This is a genomic window from Clostridium fessum (genome assembly GCF_003024715.1).
GTDB lineage: Bacteria > Bacillota > Clostridia > Lachnospirales > Lachnospiraceae > Otoolea > Otoolea fessa.
The window spans coordinates 181,065-207,022 of the sequence record NZ_PYLO01000005.1; the positions used below are offsets into that span (position 1 = coordinate 181,065).

At 47.8% G+C, this 25,958-nt stretch carries 19 protein-coding genes and 1 other annotated feature; of the genes, 3 read left to right on the forward strand and 16 right to left on the reverse strand.

Annotated elements, in window-relative coordinates:
* Window positions 1–45: 45 nt before the first annotated feature.
* From C7U56_RS13400 to C7U56_RS13450, 11 genes are all read right to left on the reverse strand, one after another.
* Window positions 46–1,881 carry a DUF4422 domain-containing protein gene (locus tag C7U56_RS13400; RefSeq protein WP_107001633.1) on the reverse strand — a complete coding sequence of 612 codons (1,836 nt, stop codon included), beginning with the start codon at window positions 1,879–1,881 and terminating at the stop codon, window positions 46–48.
* Window positions 1,882–1,907: 26 nt separating this feature from the next.
* Window positions 1,908–2,645 carry an ABC transporter ATP-binding protein gene (locus tag C7U56_RS13405; protein ID WP_333490955.1) on the reverse strand — a complete coding sequence of 246 codons (738 nt, stop codon included), beginning with the start codon at window positions 2,643–2,645 and terminating at the stop codon, window positions 1,908–1,910.
* 30 nt (window positions 2,646–2,675) lie between these two features.
* Entirely contained in the window at window positions 2,676–3,464 is a 789-nt protein-coding gene (locus C7U56_RS13410; RefSeq protein ID WP_107001635.1) for an ABC transporter permease, read from the reverse strand.
* Between the two features lie 2 nt (window positions 3,465–3,466).
* Window positions 3,467–4,420: a glycosyltransferase family 2 protein gene (locus C7U56_RS13415; protein WP_338108871.1), complete on the reverse strand. Its 954-nt coding sequence runs from the start codon at window positions 4,418–4,420 to the stop codon at window positions 3,467–3,469.
* 169 nt (window positions 4,421–4,589) lie between these two features.
* The gene (locus C7U56_RS13420) at window positions 4,590–5,960 is read right to left on the reverse strand and encodes an exopolysaccharide biosynthesis polyprenyl glycosylphosphotransferase (protein WP_107001637.1); all 1,371 of its coding nucleotides are present in this window, start codon (window positions 5,958–5,960) and stop codon (window positions 4,590–4,592) included.
* 100 nt (window positions 5,961–6,060) lie between these two features.
* Window positions 6,061–7,056 (reverse strand): glycosyltransferase, encoded by a 996-nt coding sequence (locus C7U56_RS13425; RefSeq protein ID WP_177272137.1) that lies wholly within the window; start codon window positions 7,054–7,056, stop codon window positions 6,061–6,063.
* Window positions 7,031–7,726: a transcription termination/antitermination NusG family protein gene (locus C7U56_RS13430; protein ID WP_107001639.1), complete on the reverse strand. Its 696-nt coding sequence runs from the start codon at window positions 7,724–7,726 to the stop codon at window positions 7,031–7,033. Before C7U56_RS13430 ends, C7U56_RS13425 begins: the two co-directional genes overlap by 26 nt.
* Before the next feature lie 690 nt (window positions 7,727–8,416).
* Entirely contained in the window at window positions 8,417–10,828 is a 2,412-nt protein-coding gene (gene leuS / locus C7U56_RS13435; protein ID WP_022360162.1) for a leucine--tRNA ligase, read from the reverse strand.
* 194 nt (window positions 10,829–11,022) lie between these two features.
* Window positions 11,023–11,262, reverse strand: a binding site (T-box leader).
* Between the two features lie 128 nt (window positions 11,263–11,390).
* Window positions 11,391–11,603, reverse strand: coding sequence for a FeoA family protein (locus C7U56_RS13440; RefSeq protein ID WP_022360163.1), 213 nt, complete (start codon window positions 11,601–11,603; stop codon window positions 11,391–11,393).
* A 232-nt stretch (window positions 11,604–11,835) separates the two neighbouring features.
* Window positions 11,836–12,894, reverse strand: a complete 1,059-nt coding sequence (locus C7U56_RS13445; protein ID WP_107001640.1) for an MBL fold metallo-hydrolase — start codon at window positions 12,892–12,894, stop codon at window positions 11,836–11,838.
* A 30-nt stretch (window positions 12,895–12,924) separates the two neighbouring features.
* A complete protein-coding gene (locus tag C7U56_RS13450) occupies window positions 12,925–14,280 on the reverse strand; it encodes an MATE family efflux transporter (RefSeq protein ID WP_107001641.1) in 1,356 nt (451 codons plus the stop codon).
* A 393-nt stretch (window positions 14,281–14,673) separates the two neighbouring features.
* On the opposite strand from C7U56_RS13450, the gene C7U56_RS13455 reads away from it, so the two are divergent.
* Window positions 14,674–15,993 (forward strand): acetyl-CoA hydrolase/transferase family protein, encoded by a 1,320-nt coding sequence (locus C7U56_RS13455; protein ID WP_107001642.1) that lies wholly within the window; start codon window positions 14,674–14,676, stop codon window positions 15,991–15,993.
* Between the two features lie 158 nt (window positions 15,994–16,151).
* On the opposite strand, the gene C7U56_RS13460 is transcribed toward C7U56_RS13455, so the two are convergent.
* The 3 genes from C7U56_RS13460 to C7U56_RS13470 all read right to left on the reverse strand — a co-directional run bounded on the left by C7U56_RS13460 (window position 16,152) and on the right by C7U56_RS13470 (window position 20,271).
* Window positions 16,152–16,673 (reverse strand): hypothetical protein, encoded by a 522-nt coding sequence (locus C7U56_RS13460; RefSeq protein WP_107001643.1) that lies wholly within the window; start codon window positions 16,671–16,673, stop codon window positions 16,152–16,154.
* On the reverse strand, window positions 16,670–17,800 hold the full coding sequence (locus C7U56_RS13465; RefSeq protein WP_107001644.1) for a hypothetical protein: 1,131 nt from the start codon (window positions 17,798–17,800) through the stop codon (window positions 16,670–16,672). Before C7U56_RS13465 ends, C7U56_RS13460 begins: the two co-directional genes overlap by 4 nt.
* Window positions 17,801–18,180: 380 nt before the next feature.
* Complete coding sequence (locus tag C7U56_RS13470) at window positions 18,181–20,271, reverse strand: elongation factor G (protein ID WP_107001645.1); 2,091 nt, start codon at window positions 20,269–20,271, stop codon at window positions 18,181–18,183.
* Between the two features lie 334 nt (window positions 20,272–20,605).
* On the opposite strand from C7U56_RS13470, the gene C7U56_RS13475 reads away from it, so the two are divergent.
* Window positions 20,606–21,712 carry a prephenate dehydrogenase gene (locus tag C7U56_RS13475; protein WP_107001646.1) on the forward strand — a complete coding sequence of 369 codons (1,107 nt, stop codon included), beginning with the start codon at window positions 20,606–20,608 and terminating at the stop codon, window positions 21,710–21,712.
* Between the two features lie 66 nt (window positions 21,713–21,778).
* Window positions 21,779–23,056: a 3-phosphoshikimate 1-carboxyvinyltransferase gene (gene aroA / locus C7U56_RS13480; protein WP_107001679.1), complete on the forward strand. Its 1,278-nt coding sequence runs from the start codon at window positions 21,779–21,781 to the stop codon at window positions 23,054–23,056.
* Window positions 23,057–23,130: 74 nt separating this feature from the next.
* On the opposite strand, the gene C7U56_RS13485 is transcribed toward aroA, so the two are convergent.
* Together C7U56_RS13485 and C7U56_RS13490 are read right to left on the reverse strand one after the other, a co-directional pair.
* Window positions 23,131–24,591 carry a peptidoglycan D,D-transpeptidase FtsI family protein gene (locus C7U56_RS13485; protein WP_107001647.1) on the reverse strand — a complete coding sequence of 487 codons (1,461 nt, stop codon included), beginning with the start codon at window positions 24,589–24,591 and terminating at the stop codon, window positions 23,131–23,133.
* Window positions 24,575–25,915 (reverse strand): FtsW/RodA/SpoVE family cell cycle protein, encoded by a 1,341-nt coding sequence (locus C7U56_RS13490; protein WP_107001648.1) that lies wholly within the window; start codon window positions 25,913–25,915, stop codon window positions 24,575–24,577. Before C7U56_RS13490 ends, C7U56_RS13485 begins: the two co-directional genes overlap by 17 nt.
* Window positions 25,916–25,958: the final 43 nt, after the last annotated feature.

Consider the following 25,958-nt stretch of genomic DNA (forward strand, 5'->3'; position numbering starts at 1 on the left):
ATCTTGATTTCCTCTATTTTTAGTCCATTTATATATATCTGCATTTTAATATTTCTTTTTTTTCAAATACCTCAACGTATACCCAATCCCATGATCTCTGACGCACCGGATACCTCCTAGAATTTTTCTGCTCCACTTCCTTTTTTCTTCTTTTTCCTGAATCGAAGCAAGCGTCATATCTCTAAGAAGTGTTTCATAATACGGTGTGCGTCTGGCATACTGCCAAAATACACTTCCAAAATCCATCTCTGGATGGTTCCATGGTTTTTCTGAGCCTGCATAATGAATGATTTTCGGATGTTTTCTGGCTTCCAGATACATTTCATTTAACCATGCCGGCGCTTTTGTTATAATCTGCTCTTTTCGTATTCCGGCATAATCGACCATCATGTTCCAGGACATATCTATATAGCGGACTCTGCCCTCGCAGAGTTTGTTCAAGATATCCTGATCCAAGAGCTGAAATTTCCTGGATGCTGCATATTGAAGCTTTTTCTCTACCGTATAGGTTGCCCGAAACGTTTCCAGGTTTATTAGCAACGTTCCGGCCTGAAAATACTGATAAGGATGTTTTAATTGCAGCACCTGATCCATGTATGCTTTTTTATTTGGCTCATAACCGTTATAGAGCCCGGCTGTATCTGCATCGTAACACGCTCCCAGCAGATAGCCGTCAATTGATTCGTTATACAATTTTGCAACATCGTCCAGTACAACCATGTCCGAATCAAGATACAAAATTTTTTTATAATCTGGCAGCAACTCCGGAAGAACCAGTCTGAAATAGGTTTCTATACTAAAATGCCCTCTGATATAAAAAGAACATCCCTGTATATACGGCGTCGGATTGAGATAGCGGATTTTAAAATTACTTTTATCCCCTATTATGAGTGAAAGAATTTTTTTACTTTTTTCCGATATATCTTGTGTCAGTACAAGGATGTCATAATTATTTTTCTGCTCCGCCTGTTCGCAAATACTTTGCAGGAGGACTGCCATATATGGAACAAATTTTTCGTTGCAGGCAGCTGCGATTGCAATATTATTTTTCTCGAACGCTGGAGATACATTTCCCTGCAAGGCAGGCTCTGTATGAAACAGGATAACTGTTTGTAAACTTTTTATTTTTATTTGTCGGGTTCTCTTAAGATGCAGATAGTAAAGCGTCAAAAGGCGTTCTCCCAGATGCCCTGGTGTTCTTCGGCCTTCTATGGAATAATCGTGCAGATTGGAGCGTTTTTCAAATTCTGACAAGATATCAAACAGCCACTCCATATATTCATGAAATAACTCCTTTTTCATGATATACATATTGCAAAAACAAGTATATTTTCCGTTCAGATATTCTTTCAGATCTTGTACATATTCCGGATGTTTTTCCTGTACAATCGAAACGATGCAGTCCAGGTCTTCTATATGAAGAGAATCCCCGTATTGATACTGTTCATAGACATTCGTCGCCTTTCCAGGCATGGATGCTACGTTTTTCTCTTCTGATATGATCAAATCATAGGAAGTAACCACTTTCTCTATCTGTTTATCCGAGAGCCCATATTTTTCTTTTATTGCATCAGAGAATGTATCTTCCCGCACATTTCCCCAACGATCTTCCCGATATTTTTGTTCTGAAAAACTTAAGTATCTGCGATAATGAAAAAATCCGTAATAGTCTGCCTCCAGATTTTTCCAGGCCCAGTACTGCGCTGTCAATTCACAATACATTGGATTTTTCGCAGATATCTGATCCCCTGTATCATCTGAAAGCATTTGTTCAAATCGTCTTGCTGATCCAGCTGCCCCCACCTGGATTGGAATCAAAATTTTACTGTCCAGCAGGGCCGTATCTTTATGACACGCTATGAGAATTTTTATATTACTCATTGAATTTTTCTCTATTCCTCTTATCTTTATGCCAAACTGTCCATGTATTGTTTCGCTATCTCATCCACATTTCCTGCGCCTTTCACTATGCCTTTTTGAAGCCACAGCGCATGATCACAAATCTTTTGAACCGATTCAATCGAATGTGAAACATAAAGCAGCGTTGTTCCTGCTGCCCGCATCTCATTCATCCGTTTCTCGCACTTTTTCTGAAATGCATAATCTCCAACCGAAAGGACTTCATCACAAATCAAAATATCCGGCTTCACAATCGTAGCGATTGCAAATCCAAGTCTCGCCGCCATACCGGAAGAATAGTTCTTAATCGGCATATCCAGAAAATCCCGCAGTTCTGCAAACTCAACAATTTCATCGAAATGCTGTTCCATAAATTTCTTATCATGACCCAATACAGCACCGTTCAGAAATATATTCTCTCTGGCTGTCAGATCCCCATCAAATCCAGCTCCCAGCTCAATCAGCGGTGCGATGCTTCCGTTGACAGTGATTTTCCCTTTATACGGTTTCAGAATCCCGCAAATTGCTTTTAAAAGGGTCGATTTTCCAGAACCATTGACTCCAATGATTCCCCAGGCTTCTCCTTTTTTTACTTCAAACGAAACATCGTTCAGCGCCAGAAACTCTTTAAACATCAGCTCATGCTTTACAAGTTTGATAAAATATTCCTTCAAATTATCGATTTTTTCTGACGCCATATTAAAGCGAATTACTACATGTTCCGCTTTTACAGCACAGTTATTCATATCCATATAGGTTTCTCCTATTTCAAGCAGTTAAATATACAGTATAAAACGATCCTGATTTTTCATAAAACACAGGGTTCCGACAATCAAAACGCCCAAGGCAACCAGACTCCCCTGCAGTATCATCCCCCATTCCGGCAGCTGCTGCATCAATACAACCGTTCTAAACTGGGTAATATACGAATAAAGAGGATTAAATGTCATAATCCCCCACCGTATTCCTTCCGGAAGCTGATTGATCGGATAAAAAATAGGTGTCAGATACATCCATCCCGTCATAAAAGCTGCATATATATACTGAACATCTCTGAAAAACACGGTTGCCTGCGACAAAAACAAACCAATTCCTGTACTAAATACATATACCTGTAAAATAATGACCGGAATAAAAAGCATATACCAATTTAAAGGAACTCTGCATACAAGCAGGACAATCAGCATAGCTCCCAATGAAAACAGCATATTCACACAGGAACTCGTGACTTTAGAAAGTGTAAAAATATATTTAGGCACATATGTCTTTTTCAGCAGTGATGCATTGCCTGTGATAGACCACATTGCCTGATTGGTTGATTCTGATACGAAATTAAATACAGTCTGACCAATAATCAGATAAACCGGATAATCCTGAATATCAAAGCGGAACATATTGGAAAAAACAATTACCATAATCATCATGATCATTAAGGGATTTAAAATACTCCACAAATACCCCAAAAAACTTCTTCGATATTTCAGTTTGACATCTCGTTCAACTAATTGCTGCAAAAGATTTCTATAGCTATATAATCCATTTAATCTTTGTCCCAATCGACCCATTTTTAAAAGCTCCTATTCATCTTACTAAGCGCCCATACCGCCGCCCGGTACAGCCCATACCGGCTTACCCGCAGCAGCTTCACCGCCTTATTTCGGTTCGCATGGTAAATCTCCGGATAGTCCCGAAGTAATTCATCTTCAAACTGCATCAATGCATGCTTTACTTCCTTGTCGGCCGGAAGGCTCAGAAGTATCTTCACTCTCCCAGCTGCCACCCTGGCGATTCCATTTTCAAGATACTGTAGCTTTTCCTGAGTGCATGAAATCTTCTTTCCGTCTTTTCCGGTAAGTGTTCCGCCCTGATACAGGCGGTAAAAGGACAGCAATGATTCCATCTCTCGGTCATAATTTTCCTTATTCCTGATCATCTTCTCCGGGCTGACACTCTGTCCTTCCCGACCGATCCGATATTGATACACAAAATCCGGGATAAAGGATACGGTTTTGACCCACGGAATCGGATACAAAATGTATTCGGCATCAACGTAATAGCAGTGTTCATCGATCGAAAGCGGCATTTTCCGCAGGATCTCTGTTTTCCATGTGATTCCATGCATTTTCATGTAAATCTGGTCTGCGATTCCATCGAATTCATAGGAAATCCCATATTTCACCCCTGAAAATGGTTCCGGAATTTCTGCTTTTTTCGGAAAGGAGCTTTCCTCTCCGCTTCCGTTTTCAAATCGCCAGTAGAAACCGCTGACCAGCACATCATCCCGACAGTTTTTCAGCGCAGCAATCAGATGATCCAATGCCTCCGGATCCACCCAGTCATCGGCATCGACTACTTTCATATATCGCCCCAATGCATTCTGGATGCCGCAGTTGATCCCAGATCCATGACCGCCATTTTCTTTATGAATGACACGGACAACGGTCGGATAGCGCTCCGCATATTGATCGGCAATCGCACCGGTTTGATCCCTTGATCCATCGTCTATAATCAATATTTCCATGTATTCGGACCAATCCATACCTGGTTGAAAATCAGGCATTCTTGCTGATACGGTTTGAATGTTTGATTCCGTTTCATTTCCTGTCCAGCTCTGATTTTTCTTTTTCAAATCCCGGTCTCTGCACCCTGCGCACAGTGAATCCAGGGTATATGTGATATATTTTTCTGCGTTATACGCCGGGATGACGACTGTCAGAAGCTTTTCCATTGTCTGCGACTCCTTCCGTACTCTCTTTGAGCATCATGATCTTCGGTGTCATCAGGATGAGCTTCAGGTCAAGAAGCAGAGAGTAATTTCGTATGTAAGTCAAATCCAGTTTCAGTTTGTCATAGGACGTTGTATTGTATTTTCCATAGACCTGCGCATATCCGGTCAGTCCGGCTTTCATCTTTAAGCGGTAGCAGAATTCCGGGATTTCTTTCTCGATCTCCGCCGCCAGCTCCGGGCGTTCCGGACGCGGTCCTACGATCGACATTTCACCTTTCCAGATATTGAAAAGCTGCGGCAGCTCGTCCAGGCGAGTTCTCCGAAGAAAATGTCCCACCGGCAGGATCCGATCATCGTGTTCCGCTGCCAGTCTCGCCCCGGTTTTTGCCTCCGCGTTCTGGATCATCGTCCGAAATTTGCAGATCTGAAATTCTTTTCCGCCCTCTGTGAGACGGGTCTGCTTGTAAAAGACCGGACCGCGGTCGGTCAGGTAGATCGACAGCGCCACCAGAAGAAAGAATGGAGATAATACCACGATTCCGATGCTCGAACAGATGAAATCCATCGCCCGCTTAATAAATCGCTGAAGATCCGATATGCCATCATTTCTCGATAATAGCAGAGGACTGTCAAAGATATCTAATTCCTGGGAAGTCCGGATCAGAATGTCCGATAATTTCGGCACCGTGTAGGTCCGGATATCCTGCTCAAAACATTTCTTTAAAAGCGCATTTCGATCCTTCGCCGGAATATCTCCGATAATCAGGGCATCATATTTTTTCGCCTCTTCGAGAATGGCTTTTATGCCGACGCCGATATGAATCGCCGTTTCCAGATAATACTTGTCCTCTCTGGAATGAATCTTTTCCATCAGGTGAAAGGCCGGACGGTCTCCGCATACCAAAAGCATCCTTCTTGGCGGAAACAGAATCCTGTATATCTGCTGAAACAGGAACGTCCAGATCAGTGCAATCAAAAGCTGGACAACCGTCATCCCAAGCAGTATCCGGGGATCATGAAATTTTTTATCTAACAGAGAAATCTGAATATACGTAATCAGATTTAAAAGTCCGATCGAAAGGATCTGAGAACAGAGCAGATTTCCTTTTTTCAGGTATCCGATCCGGAATCCCCCGTAAGTCAGCAGGAAAAATAGTAATAGTCCCGCATACAGGGCGATCATCAGCCAGTTTCCTCTTCTCCAGAACGGAAATTCGATCATTTTGTTGAAATATCCGTTCCAGACATATCCATAAGCGCCAACTTCTGCCCCCATCAGGAGCAGCGCACCTATCAGACGGAACAGTCGTTTGAATGGTTCATATTGTCTCAAAATAGTTCCTCTTCTTTTTGTTTTTATTCAGGCCGAACTCCCCAGAACCCAACATGTAATTCTATTCCAGGTAATCTGCCTGTTTCTTTTTATAGGAACACTAAGCATCCTCTGAAAGCGTTCCTCTCAATTTTTTCTGATAGAGTATTCCACGCACGGATGCCGGAATCAGACTTGCAGTAACGCGGATCACGCAGTTTCGCAGATACTCTCTTCTATTTAAAAATCCACTTTTAAAAAACGTTTTCTGCAGATTCAGAGCGGCCCTGGCATAGGACAGACCGCCGCGGCGTTTGATCATCCCATTATCCGTCCTCGCATACACCAGAATATCCGGAAGATTTTCTGCTTTATATCCTGCCTGCAAAAGGCGGACCCACAATTCATAGTCCTCCGCCCCCGGAACCGGATGATAGTTTCCCACCGCCAGCACAGCTGAACGCCGCATCATGACGGCCATATGGTTCATCGGATTGCGCTTTCTGGCAAACGTTAAAATTTCTTTATATTGGCAGGGAAGTGACCGAATTCCAGTGATTCTGCCCGGCGGAAACAATTTTCCATTCATCCCACTTCCAATTTCACCTCTATCTGGCGCATTTAGGTTATCTACATTTTCCTGTTCTGGCACTTCTGCTGCGGCAAATTCTGCAATTTTTCCGCTCAGAAGTCCGAGTTTCCCCTGTTCTGCTTTCTTTCCCAGCAATTTGCCCGCTGCTTCTTCTGCATATCGTTTCAGCTGCTTTTCACAGCGATCCGGACAGGCAATATCATCACTGTCCATGCGGGCGATCCATTCATTTCGGCACGCTTCTACACCTGCTGCCAGCGCCCGTGCGATTCCGCCGCATACAGGAAGGCGAAGCACCTGCAGAACTCCCGGCCATTCCCGGTCAATCGTCTGGATCGTTTCATCCAACACTGGTGTCAACGGTCCATCGCATACCAGGACAAATTCATCTGGAGGAATCGTCTGATTCATCATGCTGGCTGCCGCCTGATAGAAATACGCTGGATTTTCTTTGTGATATACCGGCATCAGAACCGAATATTTCATACACTCATACTCATTATTCTGCTGCCAGCTTTGTTCCATCGTTCTCCGCTCCATGTAATCTTGTTATCTTTTTTGATGGGTTCTTTCCAGAGACCGATACCCGGCTAAAATCGTTTTCCTGGAAATCTCCTGAAAGATTTTTAGGGTTCAGGGGTCCTTTCTTTGGGAAAACTGCCTCCGGATCATCTTCCATCCGGATTGCCAGCTCTACCTGTCGTGCTTCGTTCAGCAGTTCTGCCTGAATCGTCACGATTCGTTTCCGCAGCCGCTTCCGGATGATCTTTGGCAGCATCTCACCAAGCACTCCTTCCGCCCATTCGATCTCCCCCGCGTCATTTGCCCGCACCAGAAACCGCCGGACGGTGTGAGAAGAATCCTCCCGAAGAAGTTCTTTCAGAAATTTCTCTTCCTCTTTTTTTAAGGGGACTGCCGTTCCATATAGATGCGCTTCCGAACCAGCATTCAGAAATCGAACCAGCCCCGCCAGACATTTCACTCCGTCTTCCAAAACCGGCTCATCCGCCGTGTCCACAAACACATAGCCCGGAAACATGACTTCCGTATCTACATAGTAGACACCGCCCATCCGCCAGGTCCGTTCTTTGGACAACACAAAACAAGGCTTTTCAGCCTTATCCCGATAAAAATGATTCAGTTTTTCTGCCGCTTCTGCCTCGCGTCCCACAGGTGTCTGCACCACGTACCACATACAGGCGTTCTCCCTTTCATGTTTGCGATTTTCGCAGAATATCTAGTTCTGCGAAAATAAAAGGTTTTATATGCAGAACCCAAATGCCGTATTGACAAAAACTTCAAAAGCAAAGGGAAATATTATATGAGAATTTCAGAAATTTTTGTTCAGAAATGACGACTTAATAATTTCATAAGAGATTCTTGGGAGAAACTTCTATTGAATTAACCTTGAAAGTATCGTATAATGATTGAAGATTTTCGCAGAACTAGATATTCTGCGAAATTTTTTATTCTGTTTTTTTCAGCTACAAGCTATTATGTTGCATTTATGATATAAGATTTATCTTTTGAATTGGTAGACTTTTTAGACAATTTCATCGAACGATAGTACTCCACGCCTTCGCTCTCTCCCAGAAGCTTCATGTGGAATGTTTCGTATAGACAGCAAAAAAGCATTCCAAATGAGTTTTTCCTCATCAAGAATGCTTTTTGCATTCAGGGCTGATTGAAATGCCGAATTGTCCAGGTTGACAAATATTCCCATATTCAATTTAATTTTATCATTTAAGAAATCAAATAGCAGGCACGTGAAAAAGGAGCGGGCAAAAAAACAGCGGCCACACAGTTTTTCTCCCCTGTATAGCCGCTGACCTTATCTGCATAGAAAAGTCACAGATTCTTCTGCTTCTTCCCATACCATTTTTATTTATTTCATAACAATATTCACAATCCGTCCCGGAACGTAAATTTCTTTTACGATATTTCCAGTCAGCTTGTCCTTGATAGCCTCTTTACCAGCGGCGATAGCATCTTCTTTGGAGATGTCTGCCGGTACGGTGATGGTCGCACGGACTCTGCCGTTGATCTGAACGGCTACCTCTTTCTCGTCATCCTTCATCTTCTCTGCATCGCACTCCGGCCAGGAAGCATGGAAGACACTGTCGGTGCCGCCGAGCTCCTGCCACAGCTCTTCACCCAGATGCGGTGCGAACGGTGCCAGCAGGATAGTGAAGGTCTTGAGGGTTTCTTTGTCGATGCCACCCTCTTTCTTCGCCAGATCGATGAGCTTGTTGTTGTACTCCATGAAACCGGAGATAACGGTATTCAGGCTGAACTGCTCGAAACGCTGCTCAATGTCGAATACCAGTTTGTGGCGCAGTTTAACCATTTCCTTGGTCTCTTTGATGTCTTTGTCCTTGCTGGTCATAACCAGGTTGTAGAAACGGTTCAGGAAACGGGATACGCCCTCGATACCGCGGTCATCCCACTCTGCATCCAGTTCCGGCGGTCCTACGAAAAGCTCATAGAGACGCAGAGAATCGCAGCCGTAGTCGCGTACCAGATCATCCGGGGATACGACATTTCCTTTCGACTTACTCATTTTGATACCATTCTTACCAGTGATCATACCCTGGTTGAACAGCTTCTTGAACGGCTCGTCGAAGTCAATGACACCGATATCGCACAGGAACTTAGTGTAGAAACGGGAATACAACAGATGCAGTACTGCATGTTCAACACCGCCGATGTACATATCAACCGGCAGATATTTGTCTGCTTTCTCACGGGATACCAGTTCTTTATCGTTCTTGTTATCTACATAGCGCAGGAAGTACCAGGAAGATCCAGCCCACTGCGGCATGGTGTTTGTCTCACGTTTTGCCGGAGCGCCGCAGCACGGGCAGGTGGTGTTGACCCACTCGTCGATGGCTGCCAGCGGGGATTCGCCGGTACCAGTCGGCTGATAGCTTTCTACCTCCGGAAGTTTTAACGGAAGCTGATCCTCCGGAACCGGTACGTTGCCGCACTTCGGGCAGTGTACGATCGGGATCGGCTCGCCCCAGTAACGCTGACGGGAGAATACCCAGTCACGCAGCTTATAATTGACTCTCTTGTGACCGATACCTCTCTTCTCAATCATTTCCGGCGCTTCTTTTTTCAGTACGGAAGATTCCATACCATTCCACTCGCCAGAGTTGATCATCGTGCCGGACGCCTCGGTATACGCCTCAGTCATGTTCTCGATCTCTTTGCCATCTTTTGCGATAACCTGGATGATCGGGATATTAAATTTCTTTGCAAACTCGAAGTCACGGTCATCGTGTGCCGGTACGCACATGATAGCGCCGGTACCGTAGTCAGCTAATACATAATCAGACAGCCAGATCGGAACCTTCGCACCGTTGATCGGGTTGATTGCATAAGTTCCGGTAAATACGCCGGTCTTTTCCTTATCCTGCAGACGGTCTACGTTGGAACGCATGGATGAATCGAAAATGTATTTCTCTACTGCCTCGCGGGTCTCATCGGTTGCCAGGCTCTTTGCCATCGCGTGCTCCGGAGCCAGTACCATGAAAGTTGCACCGTACAGGGTGTCCGGGCGGGTGGTGTAAACGGTGATCTTCTCATCGCGTCCCTCTACGCCGAAATCAACCTCTGCACCGTAAGATTTACCGATCCAGTCAGTCTGCATCTTTTTAACCTTCTCCGGCCAGTCCAGTTTGTCCAGATCATTTAAGAGGCGGTCTGCGTACGCGGTAATCTTGAGCATCCACTGGCGCAGGTTTTTCTTGGTAACCGGGGTACCGCAGCGCTCACAGCAGCCGTTGACAACTTCCTCGTTTGCCAGACCTGTCTTACAGGACGGGCACCAGTTGATCGGGAATTCTTTCTCGTATGCCAGGCCTTTTTTGAACATCTGGACGAAGATCCACTGGGTCCATTTGTAGAATGCCGGATCTGTGGTATTTACTTCCATATCCCAGTCATAGATGGCTGCGATCTCGTTGATCTGACGTTTAATATTTTTAATGTTGGACTCGGTCGAGATAGCCGGGTGTACGCCCATCTTGATCGCGTAGTTCTCTGCCGGCAGACCAAATGCGTCCCAGCCCATCGGATGGATCACGTATTTGCCGCGCAGCAGCTGATAACGGCTCCATACATCTGAAATAACGTAGCCTCTCCAGTGACCAACGTGCAGACCACTTCCGGACGGATATGGGAACATATCCAGGCAGTAATATTTTTCTTTCTTTCCATCGTTTACATTGATGGGATGTTTTTCCCAGTTCTCGCGCCATTTTTTCTCAATGGCGGTATGATTGTACTGTGACATCTTTGTTCCTCCTGTTTTCTGCTTAACCCACGCTGATTTTTTGCTATTTCCTGTCAAAATCCGGCTCCAGTCTCTAAAATGATGATTCATTATTGCAATCGACTGGTCCGTTGGCAGTTGCATAACATCCAACCCTTGCGGACATTCTTTCAATCCGGTAACGTCAAAAACGCCCTGCGTCTCTACATTACCTGTATAGAGACGCAGGGCGAAAATTCCAACTGCGCGGTACCACTCTATTTCACACGGAATCCGTGTGCTCCTCATCGTCCTGTAACGGCGGATGACCGGCTCTGTCTACTCGGGTATTCAAAAACACTTCTTTCAACAGGCTGCTCCCGGACCAGTTCGGCGGCTTCCTTCCGCTGCCTCACACCATCCGGCAGCTCTCTGTAGAAATTTCGCGGCTTACTACTTCCGTTCATTGCATTTGTGCTATCTGGTAGAATAGCATAAATGGGAAGAAATGTCAAGTAACGTGACCTTCTCAAACTTGCACGTGACAGATCCGACGTTCTTTCAATACATGACATTTTCGACAATCTTTCAATCACCGTCAAACCTACACCTGAATCCGCTCTGCCACTTCATCGCCCAGTGCCAGCCGAACCTTTCCATTTCCGATGATCAGACCATCCAGCACACGTCCAAGGACCCGGATACGGCTTCCTTCTTTGATTCCATAGCGCTCCAAAAAGTTCATCACATCCGCATTTCCAAACATCCACTTGATTTCACAGGACTCTCCCGCCTGCACCTTTGCCAACGACTGCATACAACGACCTCCTGACTGATATTCCGCTTTCTGTAACTGTTCAGTACCTTCACAGTCACGCGCAAAATCCATTAAAAATTGCCTACGGCAATGGGATTTTTGTCTGCTGGTCCATGTTTTCGTACGGTCAGCGCAGTAAATGCGCAGACCTACTGAACAGTTACTGCTTTCTTTACTATTATTATATGCAGTCAGACTATTGTTAGTCAATGGTAATAATTGTTAGTTAATTCTAACAGTATTTAGCCGTTACCGTGAACCATCTCCACACTTCTCCGTCCATCTCCCGGCGGATTCTGCCGCGCAGGCGGAGGTAGTCCAGATGCGCCATGCACTCGCCCACCGCAAACCACTTCTGGGACGGTGGAAATTCTTCCCAGCTGGCGGCACGGATCTTCCAGCGCATCTTTCCAGCCGTCTCATATGCCGTCATACCCGGATGTTCGGCAAGCAGCGCCTCCGTCTCCGCCAGACGCCGCTCATGGTGTGCCAGCAGCGCCTCGATGCGCGCTGCATAATCGCCCGTCTTCCGGTGTCCCGGCAAGGCAAGGCGGACCGGATATTTTCTGGCGAGGCGCAGGCTATCGAGATAATCACCTAATGAATCCTCCGATTCCAGCCAGGAAGTAATATTCGGCGATATATCAAACAGGATATGATCGCCCGTGAACATGATGCCCTGTTTCTTTGCCCAGAACATCGCATTGCCCGGCGTATGCCCCGGCACGGAGATCATTTCCAGCGTGTAATCTCCTACCGTGTATTTCCAGCCTGCCTCAATCGGAACAAAACGGTCATCAACCTGATCCAGCTTATAGCGGACTGCCGGATTGAGCGCCTGCGTTTTCTTCATTTCATCCTCCGGAAATCCACCGGCACGGAATTGCTCCGCCAGCCGAAGCGGACGCTCTGGTGTAAAACCGTCCTTTAAGATTGCCAGATCGGTTCCGCTGATATAGATGTGGCTGTCCGTCCCTGCCGCCTCCCTGGCAAGTCCTGTGTGATCCGAGTGCAGGTGTGTCAGAAGAATATCCAGCCGCTCCGGACTGCTGCCAAGTGCCCGAAGCCCGGCAAACAGCGCCTCCCGGCATTCCTCGCGCCGAAATCCGGTGTCAATCAGAAGGTCGCGCCCGTTTTCTTTCCCCTTGATCAGGTAACTGTTGAGTTCCCGCAAAGGATTCTGCGGCAATTCCACACCGATCCGCCAGATTCCATCTGCCACCTGTTCTACAAGGGCTTCCCTCTTCTCTATGTTCTTTGTGATTTCTTCTCTTTTATTTTCTTTAAGCATATTTTTCCTTATTGAATCTATTGAATCTTCTCAGCCTTCTGCTTTCTCTTCTCTATGATCCATCGTCCGGAACAGATGTGTGCAAATCAAAATCGCCACCACAATCGACAGATAATCCGCCGCCGGCTGTGCATAGATAACTCCATCCAGGCCAAACATCGCATTCAGCACGAAAATCAGCGGAATAAAAATCAGTCCCTGGCGGCAGATCGTAAGAATCAGCGACGGAAGCGCTTTTCCCATTCCCTGGATCGTATTGATGCAGAGGAATAAGATACCAAGGAGTGGCGCAGAAAGCTGGAGCGCAACCACCATCTGAATACCATACTGGACAACTTCCGCATCATTAATAAACATCTGAATCATTGTCTTTCTTGCGACAATCATAATCAATGTCAGAATCGTTCCCATAATAACCGATACAAGTCCTGTAAATTTGAATACCGACATCAGGCGTTTCTTGTTGCGCGCTCCATAATTATAACCGATCAGCGGCTGGATTCCCACGCAGAGACCAATCTGCAGCAGGACAACAAGCATATTGGATTTCATCGCAACCCCCATCGCCGCTACCGGTGTGTCACCGTAACCGACCAGCGCCTGGTTCAGGATAATATTGGCAAAGCTCATCAGGATGTTATTTAAGGATGCCGGAATACCGATCCCTGCCACGCCGGAAGCGATTCCATCTCCCATCTTAAAATCACGGAAATGAATCGACAGTGTCGATTTTCCCCGTAGATAATAAGCAATATAGTAAAGACAGGCCGCAATATTGCCGATGATCGTCGCAAGCGCTGCACCGGTCACTCCCCAGCCAAGCACCAGGATCATGATCGGATCCAAAATAATATTTACTACGGTACCTATCAGGTTTCCGACCATCGATTCTCTCGATGCGCCTTCTCCCCGCAGAATATTCGCAAATGCAGTTGAAAACATAATAAACGGCGCGCCGATTGCAATAATCGCCAGGTACTGTCTCGCAAAACCGATCGTATTTACACTGGCACCGATGAGATGCAGAATGGTTTCCATTCCAAGTACAGACAGGATAGCCACTATCACGCCCAGCCCCAGGGATCCATAGCAGCAGAATGAACTGATATGACATGCCCGATCTTTATGGCGTTCTCCCAGTGCTCTCGATATCGCTGAGCTGCCGCCGATACCGAACAGATGGCCTAATGCCATAAAAATCATAAAGACCGGCGTTGCCAGCGAAACTGCCGCCACCTGCAGCGGATCCTTCGTCTGACCGATGAAAAATGTATCCGCCATGTTATAGATAACAACCACCAGCATGGAAATCATGGTCGGAACCGCCATGGTTGCGACCGCCTTCGGTACGGGTGTTTTTTCAAATAAATCCGTATTTGTTTTCATTTGTCGTAACTCCTCTCTTTCTATATTTGTTGTATTCTTTACAGTCACATTCTCGCGCCGAGCGCGGTCGCTTGCGACATGTTTCTGCTTCGCGCAAGTGCACATCATTGGCACGTTAGTGCCTTTTTGTGTAATAGGGGATTCCAAGGAATTTCCTATTACATAAAAATACAGGCACTTCTGCCTGCTGTGTAAAAGATCAACTCTTATTTATAAACACTTAATTTTATCATAAACACCTATTTTGTCAACTATTTCCGTATTAAACTTATCTTAAAACCCAGCTTAAAAATTGTCTTTTGGAATTGTCTTTGGAAGTTGCAAAAAAGCGCTTTCTGGGATATGATGGAAACTAGAAAATTATGAATTTCATACCGATGGAGGATTTTTACTATGTCTAACAATTACGCAGGCAAATTTGTAAGTGCTGAGACCGCCGTCAAGGCCGTTCAACCGGGCGACTGGGTGGATTATGGCTTTGGTGCTGGATTTCCGGAGCTTCTCGACCGTGCGCTGGCAGCACGCAGGGATGAGCTGACCGATGTCAAGATCCGCGGCGGTTTAGTCATCCACCCGCGCATCGAGGTTGTCGAAAGCGACCCGGAGCAGAAAGCATTCAGCTACTACAGCTGGCACATCGGCGATTATGAGCGCAAGCTGCAGACCCGTGGGCTCTGCAAGTTTATGCCGATGATGCTGCGTTCCCTGCCGGAAATGTACCGCCACCACATTCGCGTGGATGTTGCCTTTGTACCGGTTTCCAGACCGGATGCGGACGGCTACTGCGGACTGGGTATTTCCAACTATGCATGGCGCACCATCTTTGAGAATGCGCGCACCGTCATCTTCGAGATCAATGAGCGCCTCCCGCGCTTACAGGGCGTCGATGGTTCCCACCGTGTCCACCTCTCAGAGGCAGATTTCATCGTCGAGGGCGAGCATGAGCCGCTTCCGATCCGCACCTACCGCGATCCGAGCGCCGTTGATATTGAGATTGCCAAACGTGTCGTTGAGGAGATCCCGGACGGCGCTGTCCTCTCCCTGGGAGTCGGCGGCGTTCCGTTTACCGTTGCCAATATGCTGGCACAGTCCGACAAAACCGACCTCGGCTGCCACACCGGCACCATCAGCGATGCTTTTTTAGCCCTCTATAAGGCTGGCAAGCTGACCAACAAGAAGAAGGAGATTGACAACGGTTATTCTACCTGGAACCTTGCCATGGGCTCTCAGGAATTATATGACTGGCTGGATAATGAGCCGCAGCTCTTCCATCCGGCTGACGTCGATTACGTCCACTCCCCGTACCGCATCGGTGAGATGAAAAATGTCATCAGTATCAACGGTGGGGTCGAGCTGGATCTGATGGGACAGGAAAATGCCGAGTCTGCCGGCACCCGACAGCTCTCCGGTATCGGCGGACAGATGGATTTCCTGGAGGGCGCATTCCGCTCCGAGGGAGGCAAGGGCTTTATCTGCCTTGCTTCCACCCACAAGAAAAAAGATGGCTCCTTAAAATCCAACATCGTACCGTTCATTCCGGGCGGCAGCACCGTATCTGCACCGCGTACCATGATTCAGTACGTGGCGACCGAATACGGTATCGCAAAACTGACCGGGCTTACCTTAAAAGAACGAGCGGATGCCATGATCGCCATCGCACACCCGGATTTCCGTGATGAGCTGCGCCGGTATGCGGAGGAGAATTTTAAATAAAAATTGGAAAGATACATCGGAACCGAAACATCAACATTCCATGTTATCTTTGATTATTTGAAAACCAGAATTTTCAACATAGAAAAGCCGTAACCTTATACTTTCGCTCATGAGTTTAATCCCATGGGCGAGTATATCTGATTACGGCTTTTTATTTTTTATGCCTCTTTCTTCGCCCCTATAACAACCATAACCACCATAAACCGGCAGACCAGAATAATCATAGACGCAAAGAGCTGCCACAGCGCGATATGCAGAATCAGGCTGACTGCGTACCCACACAGTGCTGCTCCCATTACCATAGCATATCCACAGCACAGTTCGGAGTGATAGGAATGTCTGGGCGAACCTGCGGTGTAGCTTTCCATCAGTCCATAGAGCACCACATATTCCAGCATACACGGAATCAGCGACCAGATGGTTCCGTCCGGCCGCCTCCAGAACATGGACAGAAAGCTAGAAAAAGCAGTCACCAGCACAAGCGCCGCCCCTGCTGCCCGGTACACTCTCATCTCTTTTACATCCATCTGGAAAAATCCAGCCTGCCGCTCTTTCTGGAGAATCCCGATATATAAAATCAGAAACCCGATGCAGGGCGGCAGCAGCATCACATGGAACAGATTAATATGAATCGAAGCAAGAATCAGACCGGCTAAAATCTTATGATCTCCCGTTTTCACTTAAATGCCTCCTCTTTCAGCAGATATTTCCACACATCAATAAAGCGAAGCTCCCTTCTCTTCCTGTATTCATTTTCAAATGAAAGAACCTGCTCCCCGCCATCTTTGCCGATATATGAAAGCACTGCAACTCCTGAATGAAATACCTGCGGCGACTGGTCTTCCTCTTTGCCAATCCAATGGCTCTGGAACGTCAGGACATCACCCGTTTTTACTGTCAGCCGTTTCGGCTCTTCCCCTTCTTTTTGGGCTGGGATAGGCTCTCCATTTAAGGTCATCGAAAAATTTTCCATCTCCCCGGCTGACGCAATGCAGCCTTTTACTTCGATGGTTCCATCTTTCTGAACGGTGTAAACCTGTGTGGCCGTTCCATCTGAATTGGCGCTGGAACTTGGATTTTCCAGGGCGCTCCCGCCCTCCGGATTTGCAATCAGTACCAGATTACCAATTTTTACGTCCGCTGTGTTTCCATCTGAATAGAGCACCTGCGCCCGCGTCAGGATTCTCCACTGACTGATCCCGTTATGCTGCGGATCTTCAATCGAAAGCGTAGCATCCAGGCGATGAAGCGCATACTGTCCCGCTGACTGGACTGTCTCCCGCATTTCCTGCATTTGAAGTTCAGGCAACTCTGAAAAACGAATTTCTCTCACACAGATCTCATCCGTCACATCCGTCAGATAGGCAAAATTTACCTGTGTATACCATACATCCGAAGTTTCATCTGTCTCATCCACACTTTCTTCCCCCAGTGCATACAAAGACACTGTATTCTCCAATCCCATATCCGCATTCAGGTCTTTCATACCTTCGTCTAAAACTCCAACTTTCACATCGGAATCGGTACTTTCTTCTTCAAGCGCCTCACTTGACACAGATGAAACGATTCCATCCTCCGAAGTTTCTACTCCGTCCAGCCCACAGCCCAGATAAGCCGACTGGCTGTAGTGCAGAAACAGCGGTTCTTTCAGCCGGAACGTATACTGGGCGATCAGACCCGCCAGCAGACAAATAAGCGCCAGCACCAGCCAGATATGCACAATCATCCGCTCCGGGTGTTTCCGAACTGTTTTTGCCTGTTCTTTTACTTCCATGAGTTCCCCGCTTTTCTCATTTTTCTCTATCATAAAAAGGCCACCCACCTGTCTGTATAAGTTGTTCTCTTTGCAACATTATACCTTTTTACAGGTGGGTAGTCTTTTCTATTTTCTTACAATTTATAGCCTTCTTTTTGAAAATTGCAAAAGAACGCAATTCGTAGCAATTTGGCATCCGCATTCACTGCCTTAACTTCTCGCCTGTCCCATCGATAACATTCGCAACGCTTTGTTCAATTCAAGCACAGCCTATAACCATATCGATCCGAAAGACCTTCCAGAAAGAGAAAGCCGCCGCTGACAGCCTTGATGAATCGGTATCGATCCACTCAGCCGCCTGCGGCGGTTTTCTGCTTATTTATATAAGAATATCATATTTTTGACCGAAACGGTAAGCACTTCATCTGCCATTATTCAGCTTCTGCCGCTCTCGCCTCCACTTCTCTCTTCTGTACATCGCCCGGAGCCTGCTCATAGCGGCTGAACTCATAGGAGAATTCGCCGATACCGCCGGTCATGGAACGAAGGTCGGTATTATAACCAAACAGCTCGGACATCGGGATATCTGCCTCGATGATCTGTTTGCCGTGATGGTTGGAGTTCATACCGAGAACACGGCCTCTTCTGCGGTTCAGATCGCCCATGACGTCGCCGGTAAATTTATCCGGAACGGTTACCTTCAGGGATGCGATCGGTTCAAGGAGAACTGGATTCGCTTCCATGAACGCTTTCTTGAATGCCAGCGTCGCTGCCATCTTGAATGCCATCTCGGAGGAGTCAACCGGATGATAGGAACCATCTAACAGGGTTGCCTTCACACCGACAACCGGATATCCAGCCAACGGACCCTTCTGTACACATTCCTGAACACCCTTCTCAACTGCCGGGAAGTAGTTCTTCGGAACGGCACCGCCAAATACCTTTTCTTCGAATACATATGGTGTCTCCAGATCGCCGGACGGCTCGAAGGACATCTTAACATCGCCGTACTGTCCATGTCCACCAGACTGTTTCTTATATTTGCCCTGTGCTTCTACTTTCTTGCGAAGTGTCTCGCGGAATGCAAATTTCGGTTTGCTGAGCACAATGTCTACTTTATATCTTGTCTGCAGCTTGCTGACAACGACTTCGAGCTGCTGCTCGCCGATGCCGTAAAGTAAGGTCTGACGGTTCTCGGTATCGCTGACGCTTCTGAGTGTCAGATCTTCGTCCATCATCTTTGCCAGTGCACTGGAGATCTTGTCCTCATCGCCTTTGGTCTTAGCTGCGTATGCCATGTAGGTATACGGGGTAGAAATCTTCGGTTTGTGGTATACAATCGGAGCCGTGCGGACTGCGATGGTATCGCCGGTCTGAGTAACGTTTAATTTGGCAACCGCGCCGATATCGCCCGCCTTTAATTCCGGAACCTCGATGACATCCTTGCCGCGGAGAACATATACTTTCTGAACTTTCTCTTCAGCATCTTTGTTTACATTGTAGATAACGGTATCTGGTTTTAAGGTACCGGTACAAATCTTCATCAGGGAGTATTTGCCGATGAACGGGTCAACCACAGTCTTGAAAACACGTGCCGACAGGGATACATCGTCATTATATTTAGCGGTAAAGCGCTCTGCGGTCGATACATCGACACCGACACACTCGAACTTGTCCGGTGACGGGAAGTATTTATCGATCGCCTGCAGCAAATATGCGAAGCCCTGTGCATTGACACCGGAACCCATCATAACCGGAACGATGTTGCCCTCACTTACGTGCTCGCGCAGCGCCTGTGCGATCTCTTCCTGTGTAAATTCTTCACCGGAGAAATAGCGCTCCATATATTCTTCACTCGTCTCTGCCACTGCCTCGATCAGCGCATCACGGATGATGCCGAGGTTCTTCTTGGTGTACTCCGGAATCTCGCATTTCTCATATTCGCTTAAATGAGTGAAACGGCGGCCTTCCATCTTTACCGCATTGACAAAGCCGACAAATTTTTCATTTTCACGGATCGGCACCTGGAACGGCGCGATCTTACGGCCAAACTGTTTCTCCAGTTTTAAGATCAGCTCACGGAAGCTTGCCTGATCGTCATCCATGTTGGTAACGAAGAACAGGCGCGGCAGGTTGTACTCTTCACAGAGTTCCCATGCCTTCTCGGTTCCGACTTCGATGCCAGCCTTGCAGTTTACAACGATGATTGCTGCATCTGCTACACTGATAGCTTCCTCTACTTCTCCCACAAAATCAAAATAGCCAGGGGTATCTAACAGGTTAATCTTGATCGGTCCATCTTCTCCCTGATACTCCAACGGAATCAGCGTGGTGGAGATAGAGAACTGTCTCTTGATTTCTTCTTTATCATAATCGCTGATGGTGGTTCCTTCCGGAACTTTTCCCATTCTCTTGGTAGTACCTGTTACCAGTGCCAGCGCCTCTGCTACCGTTGTCTTGCCGGCACCGCCGTGCCCCAGTAACACTACATTGCGGATTTGTTTTGTCCCATACACGTTCATAGTTAAGTCCTCCCGTCTATTTATTTTGATGTTTTTTTCTTGTATTTTAACCTCTGTTCATATTGTACAAGAAAATAGAGAAAATTTCAAGCAAAACAACACCTTTATACAAAATTTATTCGTTTTATTTTGAAAAGCATTGAAAATGCGACAATTTCCCTGTTCAAAGGCGGTGAAATCAATCGCATTTTCGCAAATTTAGTAATAAACAGATGTAAAAAAATTTCTTTTTCACTTCAACGCGTAAAATCGTTGACAAGTGACTTGTTCTATTCTACAATAATTTCTAGTTTCATTTTTTACTATACTACCTATGAAAGAGAGCGTAATTGCTATGAATACACCGATTAATCATCTTACCGCCGGTTTCATCGGACTCGGTCTGATCGGCGGCTCTATCGCCAGAGGTTTGAAACGCAGCGCCCCGGATATTCAGATCATGGCTTATATGCGGACCCGCGAAAAATTGGAACAGGCACATGCAGACGGCATTGTTGACCTGATTCTGGACGGCGTGGACGAGCATTTAAGCGAGTGCGACATCATTTTCCTGTGCACACCGGTTGAATTTAATGAATCCTATCTGCGCCAGATCCGGCCGTTCTTAAAGGAAGGCGCGGTTGTGACTGATGTCGGAAGCACCAAGACCAGCATTCATGAGACCGTTGCCGCGCTTGGCATGGAAAGCTGCTTCGTCGGCGGACACCCGATGGCTGGCTCGGAAAAGACCGGCTACGAGAGTTCAACCGACCATTTGCTGGAAAATGCATACTATATCATTACCCCGACACCGCACACCCCGGCTTCCCACACTGACCGTATGGTGAATGTGGCAAAGGCGATCGGTGCGCTGCCCCTGGTGCTGGATTACCATCGTCATGATTTCATTGTCGCGGCGATCAGCCATCTGCCGCACCTCATCGCCTCCAGCCTGGTCAACCTGGTACACGACTGCGACAGTGAGGATCAGATGATGAAACGGCTGGCTGCCGGAGGTTTCAAGGATATCACCCGTATTGCCTCCTCTTCTCCGGTCATGTGGGAACAGATCTGCATGACGAACACAGGCAATATCACTGAGGTGCTGGATCGCTACATTGATTCCCTGACGACATTGCGGGAAGAACTGTCCGACCACCAGTCTAGAGCCATCTACCAGCTGTTTGAGTCCTCCCGCGACTACCGGAATTCGTTTGCAGAAACTCCAAAAGGATCGATACAGCCGGAATACGCCTTCTCCGCCGACGTGGTGGACGAGCCAGGTGCTATCTCCATCATTTCCTCGATCCTCTCCGGTAAAGGAATCAGTATCAAAAATATCGGCATCAGCCACAACCGTGAGCATGGCGAGGGCGCGCTGCGGATCAGCTTCTACGACAAGACTTCGATGGAAGCGGCGTGGGCGCGTTTGAAGAAATACAATTACACGCTGTTCGCGTAGACTGCAATGTATGTTTCAAACTTAACTTTCAACATTAATGTTTAGGCAGGTACAACTATGAACTCAATGAAATTTACCCATACATCTTCTCTCCGGGGCGAACTGACCGTTCCGGGAGACAAGTCCATCTCCCACCGCAGCGTCATGTTCGGCGCTCTTGCGGACGGACTGACCGAAATCCACGGCTTCCTGCAGGGCGCAGACTGTCTCTCCACGATCTCCTGTTTTTCCAAAATGGGAATCTCGATCGAAAATCAGGGCGAGACCGTTCTCGTCCACGGACGTGGACTGCACGGGCTGACTGCCCCAGACTCCGTTTTAGACTGCGGCAACAGCGGCACCACAACGCGCCTGATCTCCGGCATTCTCTCGGCCCAGAAATTTGACACAACACTGACCGGCGACGCTTCCATCCAGAAACGTCCGATGAAGCGCATCATCGATCCTCTCTCTCAGATGGGCGCAAAGATCGAGAGTGTCAATGGAAATGGCTGCGCGCCGCTCCATATCACCGGCTCACCGCTGCACGGCATCCATTATAATTCTCCGGTTGCCTCCGCCCAGGTCAAATCCTCGATTCTGCTGGCAGGTCTGTATGCCGACGGAGAAACCCGCGTGACCGAACCGTACATCTCCCGCGATCACAGTGAACGGATGCTGTCCGCATTCGGCGCAGACATCCACACAGAAGGAACCACCGCGATTTTACAGCCGGCAAAACAGCTCTATGGACAGAAAATTCAGGTTCCGGGCGATATCTCCTCCGCTGCCTTTTTTATCGCAGCCGGACTCATCGTACCGGATTCAGAAATCTTAATTAAAAATGTCGGTATCAACCCGACCCGCGACGGCATCCTGCGCGTCTGCAAGGCGATGAACGCGGACGTCGAACTTCTCAATGTAAACACCGCCTCCGGCGAACCGACCGCCGACCTGCTCGTCCGCTCCGGTAAGCTGACTGGAACCGCAATCGAGGGTGCGATCATCCCGACTCTCATCGACGAGCTTCCGGTGATCGCTGCGATGGCGTGCTATGCCGAGGGAACCACCGTCATACGCGATGCCGCGGAACTGAAGGTAAAAGAGTCAAACCGCATTGCTGTCATGGTAGAGAATTTAACCGCTATGGGCGCGGATGTGACCGAGACCGAGGATGGCATGATCATCCACGGCGGCAAGCCGCTGCACGGTGCTGTGATCGACAGCAAGAAGGATCACCGCATCGCCATGACCTTCGCCGTTGCCGCACTCGGCGCTTCCGGCGAGACCGAAATTCTGGATGCAGACTGCGTGAACATCTCCTATCCGGGATTCTATGGGGATCTGGAACGGCTGTGTAAATAAAATGTGACTATGCATATTTGAGACAAAAAGGGCAGGAAAAGCTTCAAATCGCTTTCCTGCCCTTTTCTTTTGTCCTACTGCCCATATTTCGCAAAATACCGATCCAACACCTGTCTTGCGATCGGCGCAGCGACCGCACCGCCGGAACCGGACTCTTCTGCCAGCACGCAGATCGCCACCTTCGGCTTGTCTGCCGGAGCGAAACCGACAAACCAGGAATGTGTCTCCTTACCTGTCTCAAACTCGGCGGAACCGGTTTTTCCGGCCACCGTATAGGATCCCCCCCGCATCGCGGAACCCGTACCAATCTCGACCACCTGGCTCATGAGATGGGTCAGAAACTGTGCGTCATTCGCAGACATCAGGGTTCCATAGGCGGACGGAAGGAACTTCTTGACCGTCTGACCACCCACATTTTCAACATGATCGATCATATATGGCTTCATCAGCGTGCCGCCGTTGGCGATCGCCGATACGATCATCAGGTTATGCAGCGGCGTAATCTGGGTTTTTCCCTGTCCGATCGCAGTCTGAAGCTTTTCCCAGTCATCCGAACTGCCGTCGAGCGAAAACGTGCTCTGGTTGTACGGAAGTGTGTACGGAAGCTCCGAATTAAAGAGCATCTGATTTGCCAGCGCCCGGAATTTTTCTGAATTAATCTGCATTCCAATCTCCGCAAACGCACCGTTGCAGGAATTGGCAAATGCCTGAATCAGATTCTGCGTCCCGTGTGCCGTCCCGTGGTAACATTTAATCGTATAATCGCCATTCTGGTAAGAACCATTACAATTATACACATAGTCCTGCCAGGTATTCGGGTTCTCTTTCATATATTCCAGCACCGTCAGCATCTTGAACGTCGATCCCGGCGGATATAAGCCCTGCGTTGCACGGTTGACTAACTGCGCCTTCGTGTTGTCCGGAGACACCAGCTCCGCCCAGCGCTCATCGACGAGATTTGCATTAAAATTCGGCTGGGAAACCATCGTCAAAATCTTTCCCGTATCCGGTTCCATGACGATCACTGCGCCCCGGTATTTTCCGATCGCGTCGGATGCCGTCTGCTGCAGATCCACATCGAGCGTCGTAATCACATTGTCGCCCAGATTTTTCTTCCCCTGAAATTCATTGATCGTTTTCTCAATCAGATTCACATGGGAGGAAAGCAGGTAGAAATTCGCCAGCGACTCCAGACCTGTTTTTCCATTTTTGCCGGAATATCCGACCGAATGGACAAACAGATAATCATACGGATAATAGCGTTTCTCGCTTCCGTCACTTGCAACGTTCGTCTGCGCCAGCACCGTTTTATCATTGCTCATAATCGAACCGCGGGTCACCCGGTCTGAGAGGAGATCGAGCCTCGCATTATAAGAGCTGCCGATTACATTTTCACTCTTAAACTGGATAAACCAGCCAAAATAAACGGCCATCGCGATAAAGAGCGCCGCAATCCCATAGGTCAGCCACAGAATATGACGGTTTGAACGCGCTCTCGCATTTTCAGTTCTTTCCATTTCATCCTTCTGCCTCATCAAACTGCTGCTCCTCCTCTTCTTCCTCATTCCGTTTCAGGACATATAGTCCCTGTATCACGCCAAACAGGATAAATGTGCTGAGAATCGAACTGCCTCCATAACTGACAAGCGGCAGCGTCACGCCGGTAGACGGAATGAATTTCGTCACGCCGCCGATCGTCAGGAACACCTGCACCACATACTCAATTCCCAGACCAAACGCGATCAGCTTGTAAAATAATGCCTGCATCCGGGTCGCAATCAGCATGAACTGCATGAAACAGCCCAGACAGATCAGGAGAATACAGAGCGCATAGATGCCGCCCAGCTCCTCCGAGATCGCCGCGAAAATGAAGTCCTTCTCAACAACCGGGATCTTCTTCGGCATCCCCTGGTAAAGTCCCATGCCAAACCAGCCGCCTGTGCCGATCGCAAAGAGCGCCTGCGTAACCTGATACCCTTTTCCTGCGATGTCACTCCACGGATCCTGCCATGCTTCCACGCGGACACGCACATGCGAAAACAGCTTATACGCCAGCATCGCAGCCGCACAGCCGCTTCCAAGACCGCCTGCCAGATACAGCCAGTTGGAGGTTGCAATAAACAGCATCAGGACATAGGCGAGGAAAAAAATCAGCGCACTTCCCAGATCCTTGGATAACACCAGAATCAACACGTGCGCCGCCGCCACGCCGGTCGTGATCGCCACATTTTTAAACTCCGTTGAGCGGTAAAACGTCGTCGCTACGAAGAATACAAAGCTGATCTTAACAAACTCGGACGGCTGGAACGAAAATCCGCCGATACTGATCGAAAGCTGCGCGCCGAAGCTGGTATTGCCGATCACACAGACAACCAGCAGCAGCGCCAGACCTATCAGGCCGTACACCCACGGTATCTTAGCGAGCTGCCAGGTTCTATCTATCACATATGGTATAATCATTGTGATAACCGCCGCAACTGCCATGATGATAAACTGGCGGACCGCCTTGTCCATCGAGATGCGCGTCAGCATGATAAAACTAGTGCACAGAAGCATACACGTGTTGTTCAGCAACAGTCTCGACGCATTCCGGTAAAACAGCCGGTATAAGAGCTGGTACAGGACAAAAAAGACAAGCTGCGCGCCGAAAAACAGCACAACTGCCTCATCCTCGGTTTGTAGATAAATGATCGTACCCGACAGAAGAAATATCAAAAACAGCGGTACATTCTGCAGACGGCAGAGCCGGAGTTTCGACTCGTCATCCGGCAGTGAAAAAAAGCGGAAATTGTAATATGTATAAATCAGTATCAGCAATATCATCAGATACCTGGACATCGTTGTCACAAGATTTATCATGGTGATCCTCCTTTTCATGTGTACCCGGAAGATTCCCGGTACA

Bases quoted from the DNA above. Each gene is read 5' to 3' on its own strand.
- C7U56_RS13415 (WP_338108871.1), bottom strand. From the start codon at position 4,420: ATGGAAATATTGATTATAGACGATGGATCAAGGGATCAAACCGGTGCG.
- C7U56_RS13450 (WP_107001641.1), bottom strand. From the start codon at position 14,280: ATGAAAACAAATACGGATTTATTTGAAAAAACACCCGTACCGAAGGCG.
- aroA (WP_107001679.1), top strand. From the start codon at position 21,779: ATGAAATTTACCCATACATCTTCTCTCCGGGGCGAACTGACCGTTCCG.
- C7U56_RS13455 (WP_107001642.1), top strand. From the start codon at position 14,674: ATGTCTAACAATTACGCAGGCAAATTTGTAAGTGCTGAGACCGCCGTC.
- C7U56_RS13445 (WP_107001640.1), bottom strand. From the start codon at position 12,894: ATGCTTAAAGAAAATAAAAGAGAAGAAATCACAAAGAACATAGAGAAG.
- C7U56_RS13405 (WP_333490955.1), bottom strand. From the start codon at position 2,645: ATGAATAACTGTGCTGTAAAAGCGGAACATGTAGTAATTCGCTTTAAT.
- C7U56_RS13410 (WP_107001635.1), bottom strand. From the start codon at position 3,464: ATGGGTCGATTGGGACAAAGATTAAATGGATTATATAGCTATAGAAAT.
- C7U56_RS13465 (WP_107001644.1), bottom strand. From the start codon at position 17,800: ATGATAGAGAAAAATGAGAAAAGCGGGGAACTCATGGAAGTAAAAGAA.
- C7U56_RS13440 (WP_022360163.1), bottom strand. From the start codon at position 11,603: ATGCAGTCGTTGGCAAAGGTGCAGGCGGGAGAGTCCTGTGAAATCAAG.
- C7U56_RS13400 (WP_107001633.1), bottom strand. From the start codon at position 1,881: ATGAGTAATATAAAAATTCTCATAGCGTGTCATAAAGATACGGCCCTG.
- C7U56_RS13485 (WP_107001647.1), bottom strand. From the start codon at position 24,591: ATGAGGCAGAAGGATGAAATGGAAAGAACTGAAAATGCGAGAGCGCGT.
- C7U56_RS13430 (WP_107001639.1), bottom strand. From the start codon at position 7,726: ATGTGGTACGTGGTGCAGACACCTGTGGGACGCGAGGCAGAAGCGGCA.
- C7U56_RS13425 (WP_177272137.1), bottom strand. From the start codon at position 7,056: ATGGAACAAAGCTGGCAGCAGAATAATGAGTATGAGTGTATGAAATAT.
- leuS (WP_022360162.1), bottom strand. From the start codon at position 10,828: ATGTCACAGTACAATCATACCGCCATTGAGAAAAAATGGCGCGAGAAC.
- C7U56_RS13490 (WP_107001648.1), bottom strand. From the start codon at position 25,915: ATGATAAATCTTGTGACAACGATGTCCAGGTATCTGATGATATTGCTG.
- C7U56_RS13470 (WP_107001645.1), bottom strand. From the start codon at position 20,271: ATGAACGTGTATGGGACAAAACAAATCCGCAATGTAGTGTTACTGGGG.
- C7U56_RS13475 (WP_107001646.1), top strand. From the start codon at position 20,606: ATGAATACACCGATTAATCATCTTACCGCCGGTTTCATCGGACTCGGT.